Source organism: Pseudarthrobacter sp. KH_020_B (assembly GCF_057840185.1).
In genome coordinates this window covers 281,756-299,143 of the sequence record NZ_CM174506.1, presented here as the reverse complement: position 1 = coordinate 299,143, position 17,388 = coordinate 281,756, and the positions used below count along the sequence as shown (strand labels likewise).

Below are 17,388 nucleotides of genomic sequence, written 5' to 3'. Positions count from 1 at the left end.
GAGGGCCTGCTGGTGGTCGAGATGAGGGTGATGTCGGTCAGCCCCTCGCGCACCATTCTCTCCAATGGAAAGATTCTGTGCCGGGAGCGCCAAATTCATGGTCTTTACCAGTTGGTCCTTGGAAGGGTGGTCATGGGATTCGCTTTCTTGAGGTTCAGGGCCGCGCTTTTAGGCACAGCAGGAGAGTTTGGAGACGTCGGTGGTGAAGGCTTTGCAGGCGATCCTGATGCCCTCGGTCATGGTCAGGTAGGGGCTCCAAGCGGCGGCGACCTGTGCGGTGGTCATGCCCGCCTCGAGCACGTAGACGCCGGCGGCGGCCAGTTCCCCGGCGTCCTTGGCCACGGCAGTGAGGCCCAGGATCCTGCCGGTGTCACGATCGGCGACGACCTTGATGAAGCCGCGGGTGTCGCGGTTGACCAGCGCCCTCGGGACATATTGCAGGGGCAGGACCCGGCAGTCGCAGCGAATCCCGGCAGCGACCGCGTCCTTCTCAGTCATCCCGACGGCACCCACGGCCGGGCTGGTGAAGGTCACCCGGGGCAGGTACCGGTAGTCGACCTCGGCCACGGCGCCGGTGAAGGCGTTCTCCACGGCCAGGGTGCCGTGGGCCGCGGCGACATAGACGAACTCGCGGTGGCCGGTCACGTCCCCGGCGGCCCAGACCCGCGGGTTGGAGCTGGCCAGACGCGAGTCGACCACGATCTCGCCGGACGTGCCGGTCTTTACCCCGACGGCCTCAAGGTTCAGCCCGTCGGTGACGGGCCGGCGGCCCATGGCCACGAGCAGCCGGGAGGCCCGGAACACTTCCTGGCCTCCGGCCACGGATCCGGTGGCGATGACCCCGCCGGTGGCCTCATCGATGCTCACGGAATCCACGGTGGCCCGCCGGACCACCCGGATCCCCTCATCCGCGAAGACTCCGGCCAACGCCTTGGATACTTCCGGTTCCTCCTGCGAGGTCAACCGGGAGCGGACCAGCATGGTGACCCGGGCGCCAAGCCGGGAGAACAGCTGCGCCTGCTCCAAGGCAACATAGCCCCCACCCAGGATGAGCATTGTTTTGGGCACCTCGTCCAGTTCCATCGCCGTCGTCGAGGTCAGGTACCCGGCCTCGGCCAGTCCCGGAACGGGCGGCGCCCATGGTGTGGAGCCTGTGGCCACGAGGTAGTGTCCGGCCTCGATCGTTGTCACCGCACCGCCCGGTGAGGTGACCTGGAGCAACGGCGCGTCCTGGGTCCCGGTGAACGCTGCGTCCCCCTCGACCATGGACCAGCCATAGTCCGCGGCCAGGTCGATGTACTTCTCCGTCCGCATGCTGTCAACAAGCGCAGCCTTGCCCCCGATGAGGGCCGGCATGTCCACAGGACCCGCCGAGGCCATCACGCCGGGGAAGCGGGCCGAGTCCAACGCCACGTGGCGGGCGTCCGCGGCAGCCAGGAGCGCCTTCGAGGGCACACAGCCGGTGTTCACGCATGTCCCGCCCACGGTGCCGCGCTCAACCATCACTACCCGCTTGCCCAGCTCCCTGGCCCGGATCGCGGCCGCAAACGCCGCGCCACCGGAACCAATGATCGCCAGATCGAACCGTTCGTTGCCCATCCCGGCGTCCTTCCCCGTGACTTGAAAGTTCCTATGGAACCATCATGAACCTTCCAGTACAGTGGAAGGTCAAATCGGGTGGCTACCGAAAGAGAAATCAGCGCACATGAGAATCGGACAGCTTGCAGAAGCAACCGGAACCACGACCAAGACCCTGCGGTTCTACGAGGAGTCGGGGCTGCTCCCGCCCGCCGAGCGCATGGCGTCCGGCTACCGGGACTACACCGACGATGCTGTGGGCCGGGTCGGGTTCATCCACCGCGGCCAGGCCGCCGGGCTCACCCTCGCCCAGATCGGGCAGATCCTTAGGATCCGCGAACACGGCCAGGCCCCGTGCTCGCACGTCCGGGACCTGCTAGGGGAGCGTCTGCGGGAACTCGATGCCCAGATCGCCGAGCTCCTTGCCCTCAGGGAAACCATCTCCCAGCTGCACGCCCAGGCCGCTGAACCTGAACCGGACACGTGCTCCGCTGACGAGGTCTGCCGCTACATCTGATCGGCATCCCCATGGGATGAAGTGGAGACGTGCCCCTCACCGGCATTGAGCGGGGCCAGAAATAACCGTCCCACCGGGGCCACAATTAGTTGACATACTCATACGGCCGTAGCCGTCGAACCTCATCCGGCTCATACGGCCGTAGCCGTCGAACCTCATCCGGCTCGCCAATCAGTAAAGTGCCGCGAGTTCGGTAATTTCGACTCATGGCTGGTGGCACTCGGCTCAATTTCGTGTTAATCCTCTTCTTTGTGCTGTTGGGCGGTGTCTTCGCCGGCACGGAAATGGCACTGGTTTCCCTGCGCGATAGTCAGATACGTCAGGGCCAGGACGGCGGAGCTGGCTCGGAGCCCAAACCGTTTCCTCTCAGCCGTACAGATTGGAGTGGCACTTTCCGGTTTTTTCTCAGCCGCTTATGGTGCCTCCACCATTGCACCGGACGTAACTCCTCTCCTTGAGGGCTTGGGATTGGGCTCCGCGTCGGAACCGGTGTCCTTTATCGGCATGACGTTTGCTGGTGGCCTACCTTTCCCTGGTGCTTGGGGAGCTGGCACTAAGAGGCTGGCTATGCAGAATGCGGTGGGACTGACGAAGATTCTGGCTCCGCCGTTGATCATCTTCTCGTAAATTATGCGACTGGTCATCTGGCTGCTGTCCGTCTCAACCAACGCGATGGTCGGGCTTGGCGGCGATCCGAATGCAAAATCGGAGAGCGTCAGCTCGGAGGAACTCTGGGACATGGTCGCCGAGAGCGAGATGTTGGAAGAAAGTAGCCGCACCATCCTGACGGACGTGTTTGGAGCCGGTGATCGTTTGCTGCAGGAGGTCATGCGGCCTCGCACCAAGGGTGGTCTTCATCGAAGGCAACCTGAGCGTTGCGGATGCCCGCTGCAAGGTCAGGGACTCCCCGTATTCGCGCTATCCCGTGATTGGCAGGACCATCGACGATCAATATCCGTGGCATGATGCCCCGGGATGAAGGGCATTTTGAGGGGCGGTGAAGGATATTGTTCGTGAGCTTCTTCCGCTGCCGGGCACGAATCGGATGCTGCCCTCACTGTCCAGAATGCGCAAACTGGGCAACCACATCGCACTGGTGGTGGACGAGTACGGCGGGACAGCCGGCATCGTCACACGTGAGGATCGCGTGAGAGTGACCGATGGATCTGTCGACGTCGACGGCGGCCTGATCCTGCAGGAATTCGAGTCGGTGTCGGGCATACAGGTGCCAGACGGCCATTACGAGACGGTGGCCGGCTTCGTCATCGACCGTTTGGGTCGCCTGCCCGGAACCGGTGACAGAGTGAAGATATCTGGCCATCCGCTGACCATGCTCGTCATGGATCGAATGCGCATCGGCCGGATCCGAGTGACGCTAGCGAATGACCCCCGCGTAGAATCCAGCTATTGATTCCGGGACCGGACAATCGCCTTCCGGATTTCTTCCACCCAGAGCACGGAGGACCCCACGAGCAGAGCCAGTCCCCATTGCGTGGAGCTGAGCGCGGTAGTTCCGAAGAATCGCTGCAACACGTCGAGGCTAACGACTAAGAACTGCAGGACCACCACAACCAGCAAGGCTACCCAGATACTGCGGTTTGTGAAGGTCTGCAGTGCGAACACGGAACCGGATTCCGATCGTACGTTGAGCAGATTGAAGACCTGGAAAAAGACAAAGGTCGTGAATGCAAGGGTGGTCCCCAGCAACGGATCGGTGGAACTCGCCGGGAACAGGACGGGCGCCAGGACGAGGACCGCAGTGGTTCCTGCTGCCATCACCACACCGAGTCCCAGGATCCGAAGCAGCCGGTTAGGAGTCAGCAACGGCTCGTTGGCTGGTCGCGGCTTTTGTTTCATGATGTCCGGCTCGGCTGGATCCACACCGAGAGCAAGTGCGGGCGGCCCATCCATAATGATGTTCACCCAGAGGATCTGCAACGCGGTGAACGGCGCCCCGCCGGCGAGACCGAGCACCCCGGCAATGAGGAAAATAAGAACGAAACCCCACGCCGTTGTGAGCTGGAACTTCACAAACTTGATGATATTCGCGTAGATCCCGCGGCCCTCCTCGACGGCTGAAACAACCGTCGCGAAGTTGTCGTCCGTCAGGATCATTTTCGCCGCGCCCTTGGACACGTCCGTGCCCGTAATGCCCATGGCAATGCCAATATCCGCCTGCTTCAGCGCCGGCGCGTCATTCACCCCGTCGCCGGTCATGGCCACGATATTGCCGTCCTGCTGCAGAGCCTTGACCACACGGATCTTGTGCTCGGGCGCCACGCGTGCCAGCACTCCGAATCCAGCGGCACGCCGGTTGAGCTCGGCGTCGTCCAGATCATCCAGGGCTGAACCCGAAGCGGCCTCGCCTGGGATACCCAGTTGCCTCGCGATAGAAGAAGCCGTGACCAGATGATCGCCGGTGATCATGTGCACGGTGATCCCGGCGGTCTGGGCAGTCGCGATGGCCTCTGCCGCTTCCGCCCGGGGCGGATCAACAATTCCGACTACGGCGTAAATGGTCAGATGGTCCGCAGCGGCACGCAGTTCGTCGCCGTCTGAGGGCAGCTCGCCGTCCAGCCGGCGGCCGGCGATCATCAACGTGCGCAGGCCCTCGGCCGCCATCGCCTCGACATCCTCATGGACCGCCGTCCGGTCCTCGTCGGTCAGCGGCAGAATGCCCTCGGCCGTGAGGATCGAATCCGCCCGTTCCAGGAGGACACCCGGCGCGCCCTTGGCGAAACAACGGAACCTGGCCGGCGTGCTGTCTCCCTTGGTGAAGTTCTGTTCGTGAAAGGTGGCCATGAACTTGTAATCGGAATCAAACGGCACTTCCGCCACCCGGGGGTGGTTGCCGCGGACGCCATCAACATCGATCCCACCCTTCTCGGCCAGCGCCACCAGGGCGCCTTCCGTGGGATCACCGACGAGCTTGCCGTCCCGGATCCAGGCATCATTGCACAGGGCCATGGAAACCAAGGCGTCGGACATCGCCGGCAGTGGCTCGCCGTCGCCACTGAGGATCTTTCCTTCCGTCGTGTACCCCTGGCCGGTGATGCGGAACGAACGCCCCATCATGTGCAGGCGCCGTGCCGTCATCTCGTTCAGGGTCAGTGTGCCGGTCTTGTCGGTGGCGATATGCGTGGTGCTGCCGAGGGTTTCGACGGCGGATAGCTGTTTGATGATCGCGCCACGGCGCGCCATTCGCGAGGCGCCCATGGCGAGCGTAAAGGCGACCACCGCCGTCAGGCCCTCCGGGATAGTGGCCACGGCAAGCGAAACTGCGGTGATCAGCAACTCAGACCAAGGCTGTCCGCGGACAAGCCCCAAGACAAAGACGACGACGACTACCGCCAGTGCAACGACGGTCAACAGCTGCGCCAGCTGGCCGATACGCCTTTGCAGTGGCGTCCTTTCATCGCCTGAGCCCTCAAGCAGTGCCGCTATATTGCCAATCTGGGTGTACATGCCGGTGCCAGTAACCACCATGACGGCCCGTCCGCGGCTTACGTCCGTGCTCATAAAAAGCATGTTCGTTCGGTCACCGAGCGGCAGGCCGGGATCTTCCAGGGTAACGCCGGTCTTCTCCACTGGCTGGGATTCACCGGTCAGCGCAGCCTCAGCCACCTGCAGCCGCGCCGCCTCGAGTAGGCGGCCATCCGCCGGAACCGTGTCGCCCGCTTCAAGCACCACAATGTCACCGGGAACCAACTCCTCATTGGAGACTTCCTCCTCATGGCCGTTCCGGCGGACCCGTGAAGTGTCCACTGACATGGTCCGCAGAGCTGCGAGACTGCTCTCAGCCCGGCTCTCCTGAACATAGTTCAGGATTGTATTCAGCACGATCACAACCAGGATCACAACGGGGGTTTCCCATTCCCGGGAGACGACCGCACTGACAATAGCGGCGATGATGAGCACCACAATCATCTTGTCTGCAAGCAGCCGCAGAACCTTCTTCCAGACCTGCACTTTAGCCTCGTCCGCGAGCACGTTCGCTCCGAACTTCTCCTGTCTGGCACTCACGGCCGCGGCCGTGAGCCCCACGGAAGGGTCCACGTCCAAGGACGCTGCAACCTCGGACGATGAGCGAGTATGCCAATCCTTCTCGATAGTGCCGGAACCCATCGCGAATTATCCTTGCCGTAGACGTATCAGCACGGTTGCACTGACCTCAGGCTATCGGTCAGTCGTCTGTCTCCTGTTCGGTCAGCGCACGAATCAGGCAAGGTGACAATCGGCCACAGAGGGCATACAACCTGTGACGGCGCAGAGCCGTCTTCGACCCCTTTCAGATGGTGCCCCAAGGACGGCGGATACAGGTGCCAGGCAACTCGTTCGTTAATTTCCGGAAGCCTATCGCAAGGCCGTTGGTGAAGGATCTACTGCTCACTTGGGTTGGCGCTGGATGAAGGCCGCCATTCCGGGGACGGTGAAGGCAATGACACCGTGTTCCGGAGCGTAGACAAGACCTTTTGCAATCAGGTTCGCCCGGATCGGGCCGAAACTGGCCGGGCCTCGTCCCAGGCGCGCCGCAATTTCGCCCGATGAGCTTCCCGTGTCGCCGTCTTCGGCCATAGCCCTGAGGTAGCTTTGTTCGGCCCTGGTTGCCCGGTCCCAGCGGGCCCGAAAGAAGCCGCTGTCCAGAGCCGCACGTCCGTTGGCTGCACCGACCCGCGCATCGTCGTACGTGATGTTCACGCCGGTTGCGGCATTCCAGGTGTCCTGTCCGAATTGCTGCAGGAAGTATGGGTAGCCGGCGCTTTCATCGACGATCAGTGCAACGGCGGCGTCCTCCCATTCGACCCCGTCATCGCCTGCCGGTACCGTCAAAGCCTCCGAGGCAACGGCTCCCCGGAGCTCCTCGATCTTTTCGTAATTGAACCGCTCGGCGTAGGACTTCGCTTCGGCGAGCACTCTGGGCAGGCTCGGCAAACCAGCAAATGCGAAAAGTACACGCCAGTCATCTTGCGCGGCGGCGTGGGCGATTGCGCAGAGCGCCACGAGCTCGGCCTGATCGAGATCCTGAGCTTCGTCAATCAGGATCGCCAGACCGACATTCTCCTCTTCCGCAGCCAATGCCAGGTCGTGGACGAGCTTGCGGAGGTCGGTTTCGAGGACCCCGGTGTCCGCTCCCCCACCGGAGGCCCCTGTGAGATCCGAGCCGAAGTTCCACGTACCGCTCTGGTCATAGGAGGCTTTGAAGCTGACGGCAGTCTTCAGGGCTTTCAGTAGCCGCCGCCCTGCTGACGGCCGTGCCAGATCGGCAAGTGGAGCGTGAAGGGCCTCCCCTAGTGCCAATGCCGTTCGGTTAGAGGGCAGGGTCCGGTGTCAAGATCCTCGTGGTGAGTGTCGCGGGGTAGGTGCGGCGGTCGACGTTGCGTTCCTTGGCCCGGTACTTGGAGATGGCGCGTTTGATCACCCGGGGCCGGGTGCGTGTCCGGCGGGCGGGCATCGGTTCGGCCAGGACTGCCGCGCCGATGCGTCCCACCAGGTCGATCACGGTTCCGGCCAGGATCCCGCGGGCTTGGATGACCTGGTCACGGGCCGCGCTCAGGCCGATGCCGAAGGACAGTCGGTCCGGATCGACCCCGGGGTGCCGCAGGGTGACATCGGTCATCGCGATGCGCAGGACCTGGTAGCAGGTCAGCAGCGTCCACATTTCCTGGATGACCGCTCCCGGGTGCCGCCCGCGCAGCACCCGGCCGCCCGGGATCCGGGCCTTCAGTTCGCAGTACGCCGTTTCGATCTCCCAGCGCTCATGGTAGAGCGTGACCAGTGCGAGGGCGGGAGCCTGGCGGGGATCCAAGAGGGTGGTGATCAGGCGGTAGTCCGCATGGGTGGTTCCCTTCTCCGTGGTGACCGTGAGTTCGGCATCGATGACCCGCACCGGCAGCCCGGCGGCGTTGGAGAGGTAGGAACCATCGGGGAGCAGCCGGAGCACCGGCAGTTTCATCGCGGTGGCCGCGGATTTGGCCCGGAAGAGGAAGTCCGCGCCGGTGTCGGCCACGTCCCGGCAGAAGGCGTAGGTGGCGAAATTCCGGTCTCCGAGCAGCACCATGCCCGAGTGCAGGCAGGAGACGATCTGGTGGGCGTAGCTCAGCTCGCCCACGGCATCGGTGCCGAAGGCCGCCTCGATCACCGACCGGGTCCCGGCGGTGAGGATCGCGACCATCCGGAGCATGGGGTATCCGGCCTCTCCGTTGGGTCCGCCGCGCGGCTTGGGATACCTCGCCCGGTTGGCCTCGGTGTCGGCCATGGCGATCTGCGTACCGTCGATGGCCACCACCAGCCGGCCGGCGAACCGGGTTACCTGCCGGTTCCCGGTCGCCGCGGGGCCCTTGAGAAGGGTGAACAGTTCGCGCAGCGGCGCCGGGCCCACCCGGCGCATGGCCTGGCTCAGCGACGAGGCCGTGGGGTTCTTCAGGGGTGTGGGAAGTCCGGAGTCCAGGCGTGAGAAGACCTGTTTCCAGCCCTGGTCGGCGAACAGGACCCCGGCCAGCAGCAGGTAGACCACGACGCGGGAGGGCAGCCTGCGCACCCGTTGTTCTATGCCTGCGGCCGTCTCGAGGGCGGCATCGACCATCTCGAACGGCACCACGCGGGTCAGCTCACCCAAGTGGCCGGGGGGCGAGTACCTCCGGGGCGTGATTAATGGCAGAATCGGACATCGTGGCTCCCGTGGGGTAGATCAGTCTTGGAGGACCGAACTACTTCAACAGGAGCCACACCTCTTTTCCCGGAGAACACGCCGACGCGGCGGGACTTGACGCTGAACTCCGGCGCCTAACCGAACGGCATTGCCTCTAATCCGGGGGGGCTCAAGTGTCCGTTCGCGCCGGGGAGGTCAGCTGCGGTCACTTGGCCGGCAGGTGTGATTTAATCAGCGAACTTAGGTATGAGCCGGGGCTGGGGCCTCTTGTGATTGTTCGACCGCGCAAGCGGCCAGACAGGAGCCCCAGTTGGACGTGTACTCCCCTGAATATCCGGCAGGCCGCCACTACCACGGCGCTGGCCGAAGTCCCTTGTCCTTGGTACTTTCGGTGGCTGCCGCTTTGGTGGTTGTGCTGGCTGCAGTCACTTCGGCCATGATCCGCGCCGAAGGCGTCCCCGGAACGGCAACTCCCGCCTTCGCCGGGACCGTAACTCCCGCCTTCCCCGGGACCGGGCCGGTTGCCACCATGGCAGAGGTTGGTACGGGCGCCGATGACGGGAGTGTCGCGAGGATCATCAGCCGGGCCTCCGGCTACCGCGTTGGTGTGGCCGTCGCAGATACAGCGGATGGAGCGGTCCGCACTTTTGGCGACACTGCGGCCTTTACGGCGGCCAGCACTGCCAAGGTCATCACCGCAGCGGCCTATCTCAAACTGGTAGAATCCGGTGAAGCGCGGCTCGATGAGACGCTGGGCAACTACGCTGCCTCTTTCCAGCTCGAGTCCATGATCAATAGCAGCAACAATGATTCCTGGCTCCTGCTGATGAACAGGCTCGGCCACCAGCGGCTGATCCAGTATGCTGCCTCGATTGGCGTAACCTACGATCCAAAAGACAACACGCTGACTCCCCGTGAAGTGGCCCTGGTCCTGACGAAGCTGTATGCCGGAGAACTGCTTAACCCCGGCAACACCGCGCAGTTGCTGGGGTACATGCGGGACACCAACAACGAGGAACTGATCCCCGCCGCCTCGGGGCCCGGCATCACCGTTTATCACAAATATGGCCAGCTTGGCGGGGACCTCCATGACGCGGCCCTCCTGGAACATGGCGGCGCAGCGTATGCGCTGGTGATCTTCACGGAAGGGACCGATAGCGCCGACGAGGCCGAACGCACGGAAATGATCCACGATCTGACGCGGGCGTTCGTAACGGAGCTCTTTTCCGACGCGCTAGGCGAGGTGCTGTTGACTCCGTGCCGTCCGGGGTTCGGGGCTTAAGTGTCCGTTCGCGCCGGGGAGGTCAGCTGCGGTGGTGCTCAATCAGCCAGCTGGCCATTTGTTGGGCCCGCTTCGCCGCCTGGGTGTCGCCTTCCGTGGCCGAGACGATGGACCCCTTCATCAGGATGTGCCACGACCGGGCGAAATCCTCCGGACGGTCCAGTCCGGCCTGCTCCGCGAGGGCCTGCACATGGCCCCTGATCCTGGCCAGGTAGTCGATACTGGCCTGGCCAAGCGGATGCGCCGGCCCCATTTCCAGCAGGATGTTGATGAAGGAGCAGGCCTCGAAGTCGTCGCGCAGGAACCAGTCGCCGAAAACGTCGAAGATGGCCAGGAGCTGTTCAGTGGGGGTAGTGCCACGCAGCTTGGCCTGGCCAACGATGGCCTCGACAGTCCATACCTGGTCCCGCTGCTCCAGGAAAGCCAGGACCAGTGCGTCCTTGGACGGGAAGTGCCGGTAAAAAGTCGCCTTGGCCACGCCGGAACGTTCGATCAGTTCATTAACGCCCACGTCCCGCACACCGCGGCGGGAGAACAGTTCATAAGCCACAGCCAGTATCCGGCCCCGGGAATCAGCAGGAAAAACTGCCGCCTCGGCGGGTAAATCCGCAGGTGACAGCGCGGGTTCTGCAGTGTGGTCTGCATCGGAAGTCATCGTAGGAACAGTTTACTTCAAGGTGCAGACAGACCGGTCTTACTCGCTGTAGGGTTTTCCCAAACGCAGTGCTTTGACGCCGACGGGACCCCCTAAAGGCCCCGTCAACTTGGTGCAAGGAGGCCCCGATGTCAGCTGAGCGAACGTACGATTTTGTCCCGTGCGACGACACTGACCCGTGGCTAGAAAGTACCGCTGCGTCCGCCGAGGTCCGGCATTTCGCCCGGGAATCCCTGCGGTGGCAGGCGCAGGAAATCATCGATGAAGTGCTCCACGGGACGGCTCCCGGCGAGGAGCTGGCCCGGGCCAGGTTGCGCCGCTGCGTTGCCCAGAACCCCGGCAAGCCCGAACGTGCGCTCCTTCAGCAGCTGATGCTCAACCGCGACCCGCAGGGTGAATCGACGTTGTAACGGCCGGCCTTACAGCGTGAGGCTGCCGTCCACAATGCGCCCGGCGCCGGGCGCTACATTTCAGCTGCTGAGCGGCACGTTATCTATCAGCCGGACCGGCCCCACCGTGGCTGCTATCAGAGCCAGGCCCTCGCCGCGGAACGGGACTTTCCGGCAGTTCTCGGCCAGCGGCTCAAGGGTGCTGGGGTCCACTACGTCGAAGTAATCCAGTCCCACCAATGGCTGGGATTCCACCAGGGCCTGGGCCGATTCCAGATCAAGCGGCTGGTGGGCTTTCGCCCGCTCTGCGAGAAGCCGCAGCGCCCGTGACAACACCAGGGCGGCCTCGCGCTCCTCCGCGGACAGGAACCGGTTGCGGCTGGACAGGGCAAGCCCGTCCTCGGACCGGACGGTGGGAACGGCAACAATTTCCACAGGGAAGTTCAGGTCCGCCACCATGCGGCGCACCAGCGCCAGTTGCTGAGCGTCCTTTTGCCCGAAATATGCCCGGTACGCCGGCAGCCCCCCGCCGCCCCCGGAGACGAAGGCCCCGGTTGCAGGCAGCCCTGAGCCCGGGATGCCGTAGTGGAGCAGCTTGGCAACCACTGTGAGGGCGCCGTCGAAATGGCCTGGCCGTGAGGCGCCTTCCCACTTCTCGCCCAGGGATCCGGCGGTCACGCGCACCAGCGGCTCGCCTCCGGGGTAGACCTCTTCCACCGGCGGCGCAAAGACCAGATCCACGCCCTGTTCTTCCAGCAGGGCAAGATCGGCGTCGAGCGTCCGCGGGTACCGGTCCAGATCAACCGCATCGCCGAACTGCAGCGGGTTCACAAAAATGGACGCCACCACAACGTCGTTCTGTTCGACGGCGGTCCGCGCCAGCCGGGCGTGCCCTTCGTGCAGCGCGCCCATGGTGGGCACTAGGCCCTGGGACCGGCCGGCCTTCTGCGCCAGCAGCCGGGCACTCGCCTCCCGGAGCTCTGCGGCAGTTGTCACCAATTGCGTGGCCATGTCAGTTTCCCTCTTCCAGGGCCGCGCGAAGGGCCCCCACTTGATCCGCTTTGAGCAGCCCCCGGCTGCTTGCCCGCCGTGCCGTGGCGCGGGCCATGGCGAGGTAAGCCTCCAGCACATCGCCGTGCGCACCGGCGTCGTACTCCCGCAACGCCTCGGCGTGGGCCGACACCGTGCCCACATCACCGCGGGCCACCGGCCCGGTCAGCGCCGATTCGCCCGAGGCGAGCGCGTTCTCCAGCGTGGCCCGCAGCAATGGCCCCAGCATCCGCTCCGGCGCGTCCACGCCCACGTCGCGGAGCAGCTGCGAAGCCTGCGCCACCAGGGTGACCATATGGTTCGAGCCATGGGCAAGGGCCGTGTGGTACAGCGTCCGGTCCCCCTCGGCGATGGCCACGGGTTCGGCGCCCATCTCCACCACCAGTGCCTGGGCAATGGGCAGCATCGCGGCGTCCGCTGTAACGCCGAAGGTGCAGTCCAGCAGTCGTGTCAGGTCCAGGCTCATGCCCGTGAACGTCATGGCAGGGTGCAGAGCAAGGGGGATGGCGCCGGCGGCGCGCACCGGGCGCAGGACGCCCACGCCGAATCGGCCTGAGGTGTGGGCCACGATCTGTCCGGGCTGCCACGCGCCGAGTTTGGCGAGTCCGTCCACCAGCCCGGCCAAGGCGTCGTCGGGCACGGCCAGGAGCACCAGTTCGGACCGTTCCACAATCTCCTGGATCTCCAGGATGGGCACGCCCGGCAGCAGCGTTTCCGCCCTCTCGCGGCTGGCATCGGACACCGCGGAAACCCCGACGACGGCGTGCTCGGCCGAACGCAATGCCGCACCAAGGACGGCACCCACCTTCCCGGCACCGATGATTCCGACGCCAAGGCGCCCGGGCTTAGCCACGTTGCGGGCCTTCCTGTTGGGGACTGGTTTCGACCGGCTCAACCACCGGGGCAGGCTCAACCACCGGGGCGGGCTCAATCACCGGGGCAGTGGTTTCGGCGGGCTCAACCACCGTTGCGAGCCATTGCTCGCTGGTCTGCCGCTTGCGGGCGAGCCGGGCGCGGGCGGACTGGGCATCAAACAGGGCCCGGGCCTCGTCAAGCCCGGCCTGGGTGAGCCGGGGCGAGACCGGCCCCGCCGTGGTGTGCAGGACCAGGTCCGCCACGCCGAACCGCCGTGCGAGTGGACCCTGGTGCAGTGCCATTGACTGCGTGCGCTGGTGCGGGACCACCACCATTTCCCGCCACCACCGACCCGAGCGGATCAGCAGGGCAGTGTCAGTGGTGGCAAAGCCATTGCGGCGCCAGCCCAGCGGCGCGAGGAACCTGCCGCGGTGCGGCGTGGTGACAAAACCGCCGTCGGAATCCAATCCCGAGATCCCGGCAGCGAAGATGCGTCCGGGCTCCGGCGTTCCGGGGTCCGGCAGCACGAGGGCGAGCATGGACATCACGTCGGGCAGCTTGCCCACGGGCAGCAGCGTGGTCCGGGACGCCGTCTCGCCGTTGCTTCCGGCCGCGCCGTATCCGGCCACGTTGACCTGGATCCGGTACCAGCCGAAGATCCGCCACAGCGGGGACTGGGCCACGCTCAGCGCCTGGACCCGGCCCGGGGGCAGCGTCTGCGCCTGTGTGTCCAGCAGCCCGTATCGGAGCCGGATCCCGTCCGGCGAAATGGCCGCGGTGAAGTTGTAGCCCTTGTTGAAGGACCCCCAGTAGCTGGCGGCAAGGCCCAGTACCGCCGGGATCAGGTAGAAGAAGAAGCCCCGGTTGTCTGTCACGACGGACAGGATCACGGAGGCGATGCCGCCCAGCACCACAAAGAAGCTCTGCTCGCTGAGGAGCAGGGAACCGATAAGGCGCGACGGCGGCACGGACAGGACCGGATATTCGGGCGCCTCGGGTGCGGCCTCGTGCGGCCGGGCCGGGTCCGGGACCACGCCTGCGGCGCGTGCCAGGATGGTAGCCCGGAGCTGGCGGGCGTCGTCCATCCGCAGGTAGGCCAGCCTGACGGCCGATTCGCCGGCGTCGGCCACCTCGAACTTGAGCTCGGCCAGGCCGAAGATCCTGGCCAGGAAGGGCTGCACGATATCGATGGCCTGGACTCGGTCCAGCCGGGCCTGGCGCTGCTGGCGGAAAAGGAAGCCGGAGTTGACCCTGACGTACCCTTCGGAGACCTGGTACTTGGTGAAGTACCAGGTCAGGATGAAGCCCAGCACGGTCACCACCAAAACGATGCCGCCGCCGGCCACCAGCCAGGGCGCCCGGCCGGCGAAGTCCTCCTCGAACAGGGGACGGCCCTGCAGCAACCGTTCGAAATAGTCCCGCCCGAAGACGAAACCAATGGCCGCCAGGGCCACCCAGCCGCGCACAAACGGGGATGCCGGGTGCACACGCAGCCACTCGCCGTCGGGCGCTACCGGAACCGCACTCGGCGCGCCGGCCTCCGGAACGTTTGCCGTCACAGCCCTGCCAGCCTCGCTTCACCGCGGGCGGCGAGCTGCTCGCGCAGGCGTGCCCCCTCCGCGGCGGGCAGGCCGGGGATGGTGGCGTTGGTTCCGGGTGAGGCGGTGTGGAGTTTGAGTGTGCAGAGTCCCAGCCCGCGTTCCACCGGGCCCACCCCGATGTCCACGTACTGCATACGGCCGTAGGGAACCGTCATGGTCCGTTGGAAGAAAATGCCGCCCCGGATCAGGAGGTCATCGTCGCGCTCGGCATAGCCGATGGCGCGCACCTGGCGCGGGATCAGCACCAGCCGCCAGATGGCCAGGACCAGAGTCGCCGCCGGGACGGTGATGGCCAGCCACAGCGGCGGCCACCGCCACCAGCCGAGCAGGACAAGAACCAGGGGCAGGGTCAGCACAGTCACCGTGACCAGGTTCCCGATGGCCCACTGCACCAGCCGCACCGTGACGTATTTCGGGGATACCCGCTGCCAGGTAATGCCCGGCGGATCAATCGCCTCTGTACGCATATTCGCCTTCCCCTGCGGCTTCGCCGCGTACCCCGCGGCCGGGTTTCCCCTCACCGGGGGCCGCATCGCTGTCTTCCGGCGGGATCTTGCAGAACCGCTCCACCAGCAGGCCGACGACGATCATCACCAGGCCGCCAACGGCGATGGCGACGGCCACCCAGGTGATGTCCTGGTCGCTGCGCAGGTTCCAGATCCGCAGCTGGTCCAGGAAGATCCCGGCATGCCAGCCCAGCAGGACGGTTCCCGCGTAGGCGCACGCCTGGGCGAGCACCAGGGTCCTGGCGGCCAGGATCGGGTCCAGCGCTTTTTTGCGTTTGGTGCTGTTGCGCCACCGGAGTACCCGGATGCCAAGAATCAATGTGATGGCAATGATCACGCCCATGGTGGCCAGCGCCGTGGCCGGAAGAACGGGCGTGGCCATGCTGTAGCGGGTGGTCACCACGGTGGCTGACCAGCCGGCCACGGTCAGGACCAGGCCGATCAGCAGCAGGCGGACAGGGTTGATGGGCTTCACCTGTTACTCGACCGCCCCGGCTGTGGGGACGCCGTCGTTGTCGCCGTAACCGTCGAACGGGGTGAGGTCGTCAAAGTCGGCGGCCCGGGCAGCCAGTTCGCTGATGCGTTCCCCGCCCAGGGTGGCCGCCGGCTCGATCAGCGACCACGGATACAGCACAAAGGCGCGTCCGGCGGCTCGCGGGTGCGGCAGGGTCAGCACGGGGTCGTCGCTGGTGAGGTCGCCGTAGGTGATGATGTCGACGTCGAGCGTCCGGGGCCCCCAGCGCACTTCACGCACGCGGAGGTGCTTGTTTTCCACCGCCTGGCAGTGCTTCAGCAGCTCCGTTGGGGACAGCGTGGTTTCCACGGTGACCACCATGTTCAGGAAGTCGGGCTGGCCGGCCGGGCCGCCCACGGCTTTGGTCTGCACCACCGGGGAAACGGCCTGCAGGCGAACCTCCGGCGGGTCCACCAGGTCGGCAACGGCCTCGGACAGGGTGTCGTTCCGCTCGCCCAGGTTGCTGCCGAGGGCCAGGACGGCTTTGGTGTACCCGGAGCTCATGGCCTCTCCCGGTGCACGCTGACAGCCACATCCCCGAAGGGCACCTCGATGGGTGCCTTGGGCTTGTGGACAGTGATGTCCACGGCCTGGATGGTGAATTCGGCGAGCAGGCCGTCGGCGATCCGGACGGCCAGCGCCTCGATCAGGTTCAGCGGCTCCCCCGTGATCCAGTCCTTGATCCGCTCAGCCACTTCACCGTAGTGGGCGGTGTCCCGGACGTCGTCGGATGCCGCGGCTTTGGCGAAGTCCAGGTGCAGCACGGCGTCCACCACAAACGGCTGGCCCTCGCGGCGCTCGAAATCGAAGACGCCGTGATGGCCGACGGCGGTGACTCCGCTCAGCGTGATCCTGTCCATGGGTGCCCGGCCTAGGTGGTGGTAGGGGCGGCGGCCATCCGCGCGGCCACCTTGACGGCGTCAAGGCTTGGACCGACGTCGTGCACGCGGACGGCCCAGGCCCCCCGGAATGCGCTGATCGCGGTGATGGCGGCCGTGGCGGCGTCGCGTTCCTCCGGGCCGGCGGACTTGCCGGCGACTGTCAGGAGTGTGCCCAGGAAACGCTTGCGGGAGGCGGCCACCAGGACCTTGTGCCCCAGGCTTTCCAGCTGCTCCAGGTGCTGCAGGAGCTCCCAGTTCTGGGCGTCGTTCTTGGCGAAGCCCAGGCCCGGGTCCACGATGATCTGCTCCTTGCTCACGCCGGCGGCGTAGAGCTTGTCGCGGACTCCGGCCAGTTCAGCCACCACTTCGCCGGCCACGTCCTGGTATTCCGCCAAGGAATTCATGGTGCGGGCGTCGCCGCGCCGGTGCGTGAGGACATAGGGCACCTTGGATGCGGCTACGAGCTCGGCCATCTCAGGTTCGATGGTCAGCCCGGAAACATCGTTGATAATTGCGGCGCCGGCCTTCAGTGCAGCAGCGGCCGTGGAGGCGTGCGTGGTGTCGATGCTGACCAGGGCGCCCGCCTTGACCAGGGCTTCGATCACGGGGATCACCCGGCGCCGCTCTTCCTCCGGGCTGACGTCCTCCGCGCCGGGGCGCGTCGATTCGCCGCCGACGTCGATGATGTCCGCTCCGGCGTAGAACATGCGCAGGCCCGCCGCGATGGCGGTGTCCGCCGTCGGGTGCTTCCCGCCGTCACTGAAGGAGTCCGGCGTGACGTTCAGGATGCCCATGACCAGGGTGCGGCCGGTGGGCAGGTCCGAGAATTTCGCGGCCGGGCGCGGGTTGCGCAGGATAGGCAGCGGAGATGTTGCGGGCCCGGTTCCCGGGGCTGCAGCGAGTGAGTCCAT

General features: G+C 65.5%; 16 protein-coding genes and 1 pseudogene. 4 read left to right on the top strand and 13 right to left on the bottom strand.

All coding sequences use genetic code 11. The features are described 5' to 3' along the window. Positions 1–168: 168 nt before the first annotated feature. Positions 169–1,599: a mercury(II) reductase gene (gene merA, locus AC3IT0_RS01385; protein ID WP_489322052.1), complete on the bottom strand. Its 1,431-nt coding sequence runs from the start codon at positions 1,597–1,599 to the stop codon at positions 169–171. Positions 1,600–1,705: 106 nt separating this feature from the next. On the opposite strand from merA, the gene AC3IT0_RS01380 reads away from it, so the two are divergent. Both AC3IT0_RS01380 and AC3IT0_RS01375 read left to right on the top strand, forming a co-directional pair. Further along, positions 1,706–2,095 (top strand): heavy metal-responsive transcriptional regulator, encoded by a 390-nt coding sequence (locus AC3IT0_RS01380; protein ID WP_489322051.1) that lies wholly within the window; start codon positions 1,706–1,708, stop codon positions 2,093–2,095. Between the two features lie 206 nt (positions 2,096–2,301). Further along, a pseudogene (locus AC3IT0_RS01375) lies at positions 2,302–3,506 on the top strand (hemolysin family protein). Here AC3IT0_RS01375 and AC3IT0_RS01370 read toward each other — a convergent pair. From AC3IT0_RS01370 to AC3IT0_RS01360, 3 genes are all read right to left on the bottom strand, one after another. After that, complete coding sequence (locus AC3IT0_RS01370; protein ID WP_489322050.1) at positions 3,500–6,220, bottom strand: cation-translocating P-type ATPase; 2,721 nt, start codon at positions 6,218–6,220, stop codon at positions 3,500–3,502. The pseudogene AC3IT0_RS01375 and the gene AC3IT0_RS01370 overlap by 7 nt on opposite strands. Positions 6,221–6,481: 261 nt before the next feature. Continuing rightward, positions 6,482–7,171, bottom strand: coding sequence for a DUF8462 domain-containing protein (locus tag AC3IT0_RS01365; protein WP_489322049.1), 690 nt, complete (start codon positions 7,169–7,171; stop codon positions 6,482–6,484). A 232-nt stretch (positions 7,172–7,403) separates the two neighbouring features. Then, entirely contained in the window at positions 7,404–8,711 is a 1,308-nt protein-coding gene (locus tag AC3IT0_RS01360; protein WP_489322048.1) for an IS4 family transposase, read from the bottom strand. Positions 8,712–9,135: 424 nt separating this feature from the next. Between AC3IT0_RS01360 and AC3IT0_RS01355 the strand changes: the two genes are divergently transcribed. Next, positions 9,136–10,026 (top strand): serine hydrolase, encoded by an 891-nt coding sequence (locus tag AC3IT0_RS01355; RefSeq protein WP_489322047.1) that lies wholly within the window; start codon positions 9,136–9,138, stop codon positions 10,024–10,026. Positions 10,027–10,048: 22 nt separating this feature from the next. Here the strand turns inward: AC3IT0_RS01355 and AC3IT0_RS01350 are convergent, their stop codons facing one another. After that, on the bottom strand, positions 10,049–10,681 hold the full coding sequence (locus AC3IT0_RS01350; RefSeq protein WP_489322046.1) for a TetR/AcrR family transcriptional regulator: 633 nt from the start codon (positions 10,679–10,681) through the stop codon (positions 10,049–10,051). Between the two features lie 128 nt (positions 10,682–10,809). On the opposite strand from AC3IT0_RS01350, the gene AC3IT0_RS01345 reads away from it, so the two are divergent. After that, entirely contained in the window at positions 10,810–11,091 is a 282-nt protein-coding gene (locus AC3IT0_RS01345) for a hypothetical protein (protein ID WP_489322045.1), read from the top strand. Between the two features lie 60 nt (positions 11,092–11,151). Here AC3IT0_RS01345 and AC3IT0_RS01340 read toward each other — a convergent pair whose 3' ends face one another. Genes AC3IT0_RS01340 through folP form a run of 8 tightly spaced genes read right to left on the bottom strand, consistent with a single transcriptional unit; the run spans position 11,152 to position 17,388 of the window. Further along, positions 11,152–12,081 carry a 4-phosphopantoate--beta-alanine ligase gene (locus AC3IT0_RS01340; protein WP_489322044.1) on the bottom strand — a complete coding sequence of 310 codons (930 nt, stop codon included), beginning with the start codon at positions 12,079–12,081 and terminating at the stop codon, positions 11,152–11,154. Between the two features lies 1 nt (position 12,082). Continuing rightward, on the bottom strand, positions 12,083–12,973 hold the full coding sequence (locus tag AC3IT0_RS01335; protein WP_489322043.1) for a Rossmann-like and DUF2520 domain-containing protein: 891 nt from the start codon (positions 12,971–12,973) through the stop codon (positions 12,083–12,085). Next, entirely contained in the window at positions 12,966–14,534 is a 1,569-nt protein-coding gene (locus AC3IT0_RS01330) for a PH domain-containing protein (protein ID WP_489322042.1), read from the bottom strand. Before AC3IT0_RS01330 ends, AC3IT0_RS01335 begins: the two co-directional genes overlap by 8 nt. Beyond that, entirely contained in the window at positions 14,531–15,043 is a 513-nt protein-coding gene (locus AC3IT0_RS01325; RefSeq protein WP_489322041.1) for a PH domain-containing protein, read from the bottom strand. The genes AC3IT0_RS01330 and AC3IT0_RS01325 overlap by 4 nt, the downstream gene beginning before the upstream one ends. Next, positions 15,024–15,557, bottom strand: coding sequence for a DUF3180 domain-containing protein (locus AC3IT0_RS01320; RefSeq protein WP_489322040.1), 534 nt, complete (start codon positions 15,555–15,557; stop codon positions 15,024–15,026). The genes AC3IT0_RS01325 and AC3IT0_RS01320 overlap by 20 nt, the downstream gene beginning before the upstream one ends. A gap of 3 nt (positions 15,558–15,560) precedes the next feature. Continuing rightward, positions 15,561–16,100, bottom strand: coding sequence for a 2-amino-4-hydroxy-6-hydroxymethyldihydropteridine diphosphokinase (gene folK, locus AC3IT0_RS01315; protein ID WP_489322039.1), 540 nt, complete (start codon positions 16,098–16,100; stop codon positions 15,561–15,563). Next, positions 16,097–16,456 carry a dihydroneopterin aldolase gene (gene folB, locus AC3IT0_RS01310; RefSeq protein ID WP_489322038.1) on the bottom strand — a complete coding sequence of 120 codons (360 nt, stop codon included), beginning with the start codon at positions 16,454–16,456 and terminating at the stop codon, positions 16,097–16,099. Before folB ends, folK begins: the two co-directional genes overlap by 4 nt. Before the next feature lie 11 nt (positions 16,457–16,467). Next, positions 16,468–17,388, bottom strand: coding sequence for a dihydropteroate synthase (folP, locus tag AC3IT0_RS01305; RefSeq protein ID WP_489322037.1), 921 nt, complete (start codon positions 17,386–17,388; stop codon positions 16,468–16,470).

Excerpts from the sequence above, each read along its gene's own strand:
- merA (WP_489322052.1), bottom strand. The coding sequence starts at position 1,599 with ATGGGCAACGAACGGTTCGATCTGGCGATCATTGGTTCCGGTGGCGCG.
- AC3IT0_RS01380 (WP_489322051.1), top strand. The coding sequence starts at position 1,706 with ATGAGAATCGGACAGCTTGCAGAAGCAACCGGAACCACGACCAAGACC.
- AC3IT0_RS01370 (WP_489322050.1), bottom strand. The coding sequence starts at position 6,220 with ATGGGTTCCGGCACTATCGAGAAGGATTGGCATACTCGCTCATCGTCC.
- AC3IT0_RS01350 (WP_489322046.1), bottom strand. The coding sequence starts at position 10,681 with ATGACTTCCGATGCAGACCACACTGCAGAACCCGCGCTGTCACCTGCG.
- AC3IT0_RS01345 (WP_489322045.1), top strand. The coding sequence starts at position 10,810 with ATGTCAGCTGAGCGAACGTACGATTTTGTCCCGTGCGACGACACTGAC.
- AC3IT0_RS01340 (WP_489322044.1), bottom strand. The coding sequence starts at position 12,081 with ATGGCCACGCAATTGGTGACAACTGCCGCAGAGCTCCGGGAGGCGAGT.
- AC3IT0_RS01325 (WP_489322041.1), bottom strand. The coding sequence starts at position 15,043 with ATGCGTACAGAGGCGATTGATCCGCCGGGCATTACCTGGCAGCGGGTA.
- folK (WP_489322039.1), bottom strand. The coding sequence starts at position 16,100 with ATGAGCTCCGGGTACACCAAAGCCGTCCTGGCCCTCGGCAGCAACCTG.
- folB (WP_489322038.1), bottom strand. The coding sequence starts at position 16,456 with ATGGACAGGATCACGCTGAGCGGAGTCACCGCCGTCGGCCATCACGGC.
- folP (WP_489322037.1), bottom strand. The coding sequence starts at position 17,388 with ATGGACTCACTCGCTGCAGCCCCGGGAACCGGGCCCGCAACATCTCCG.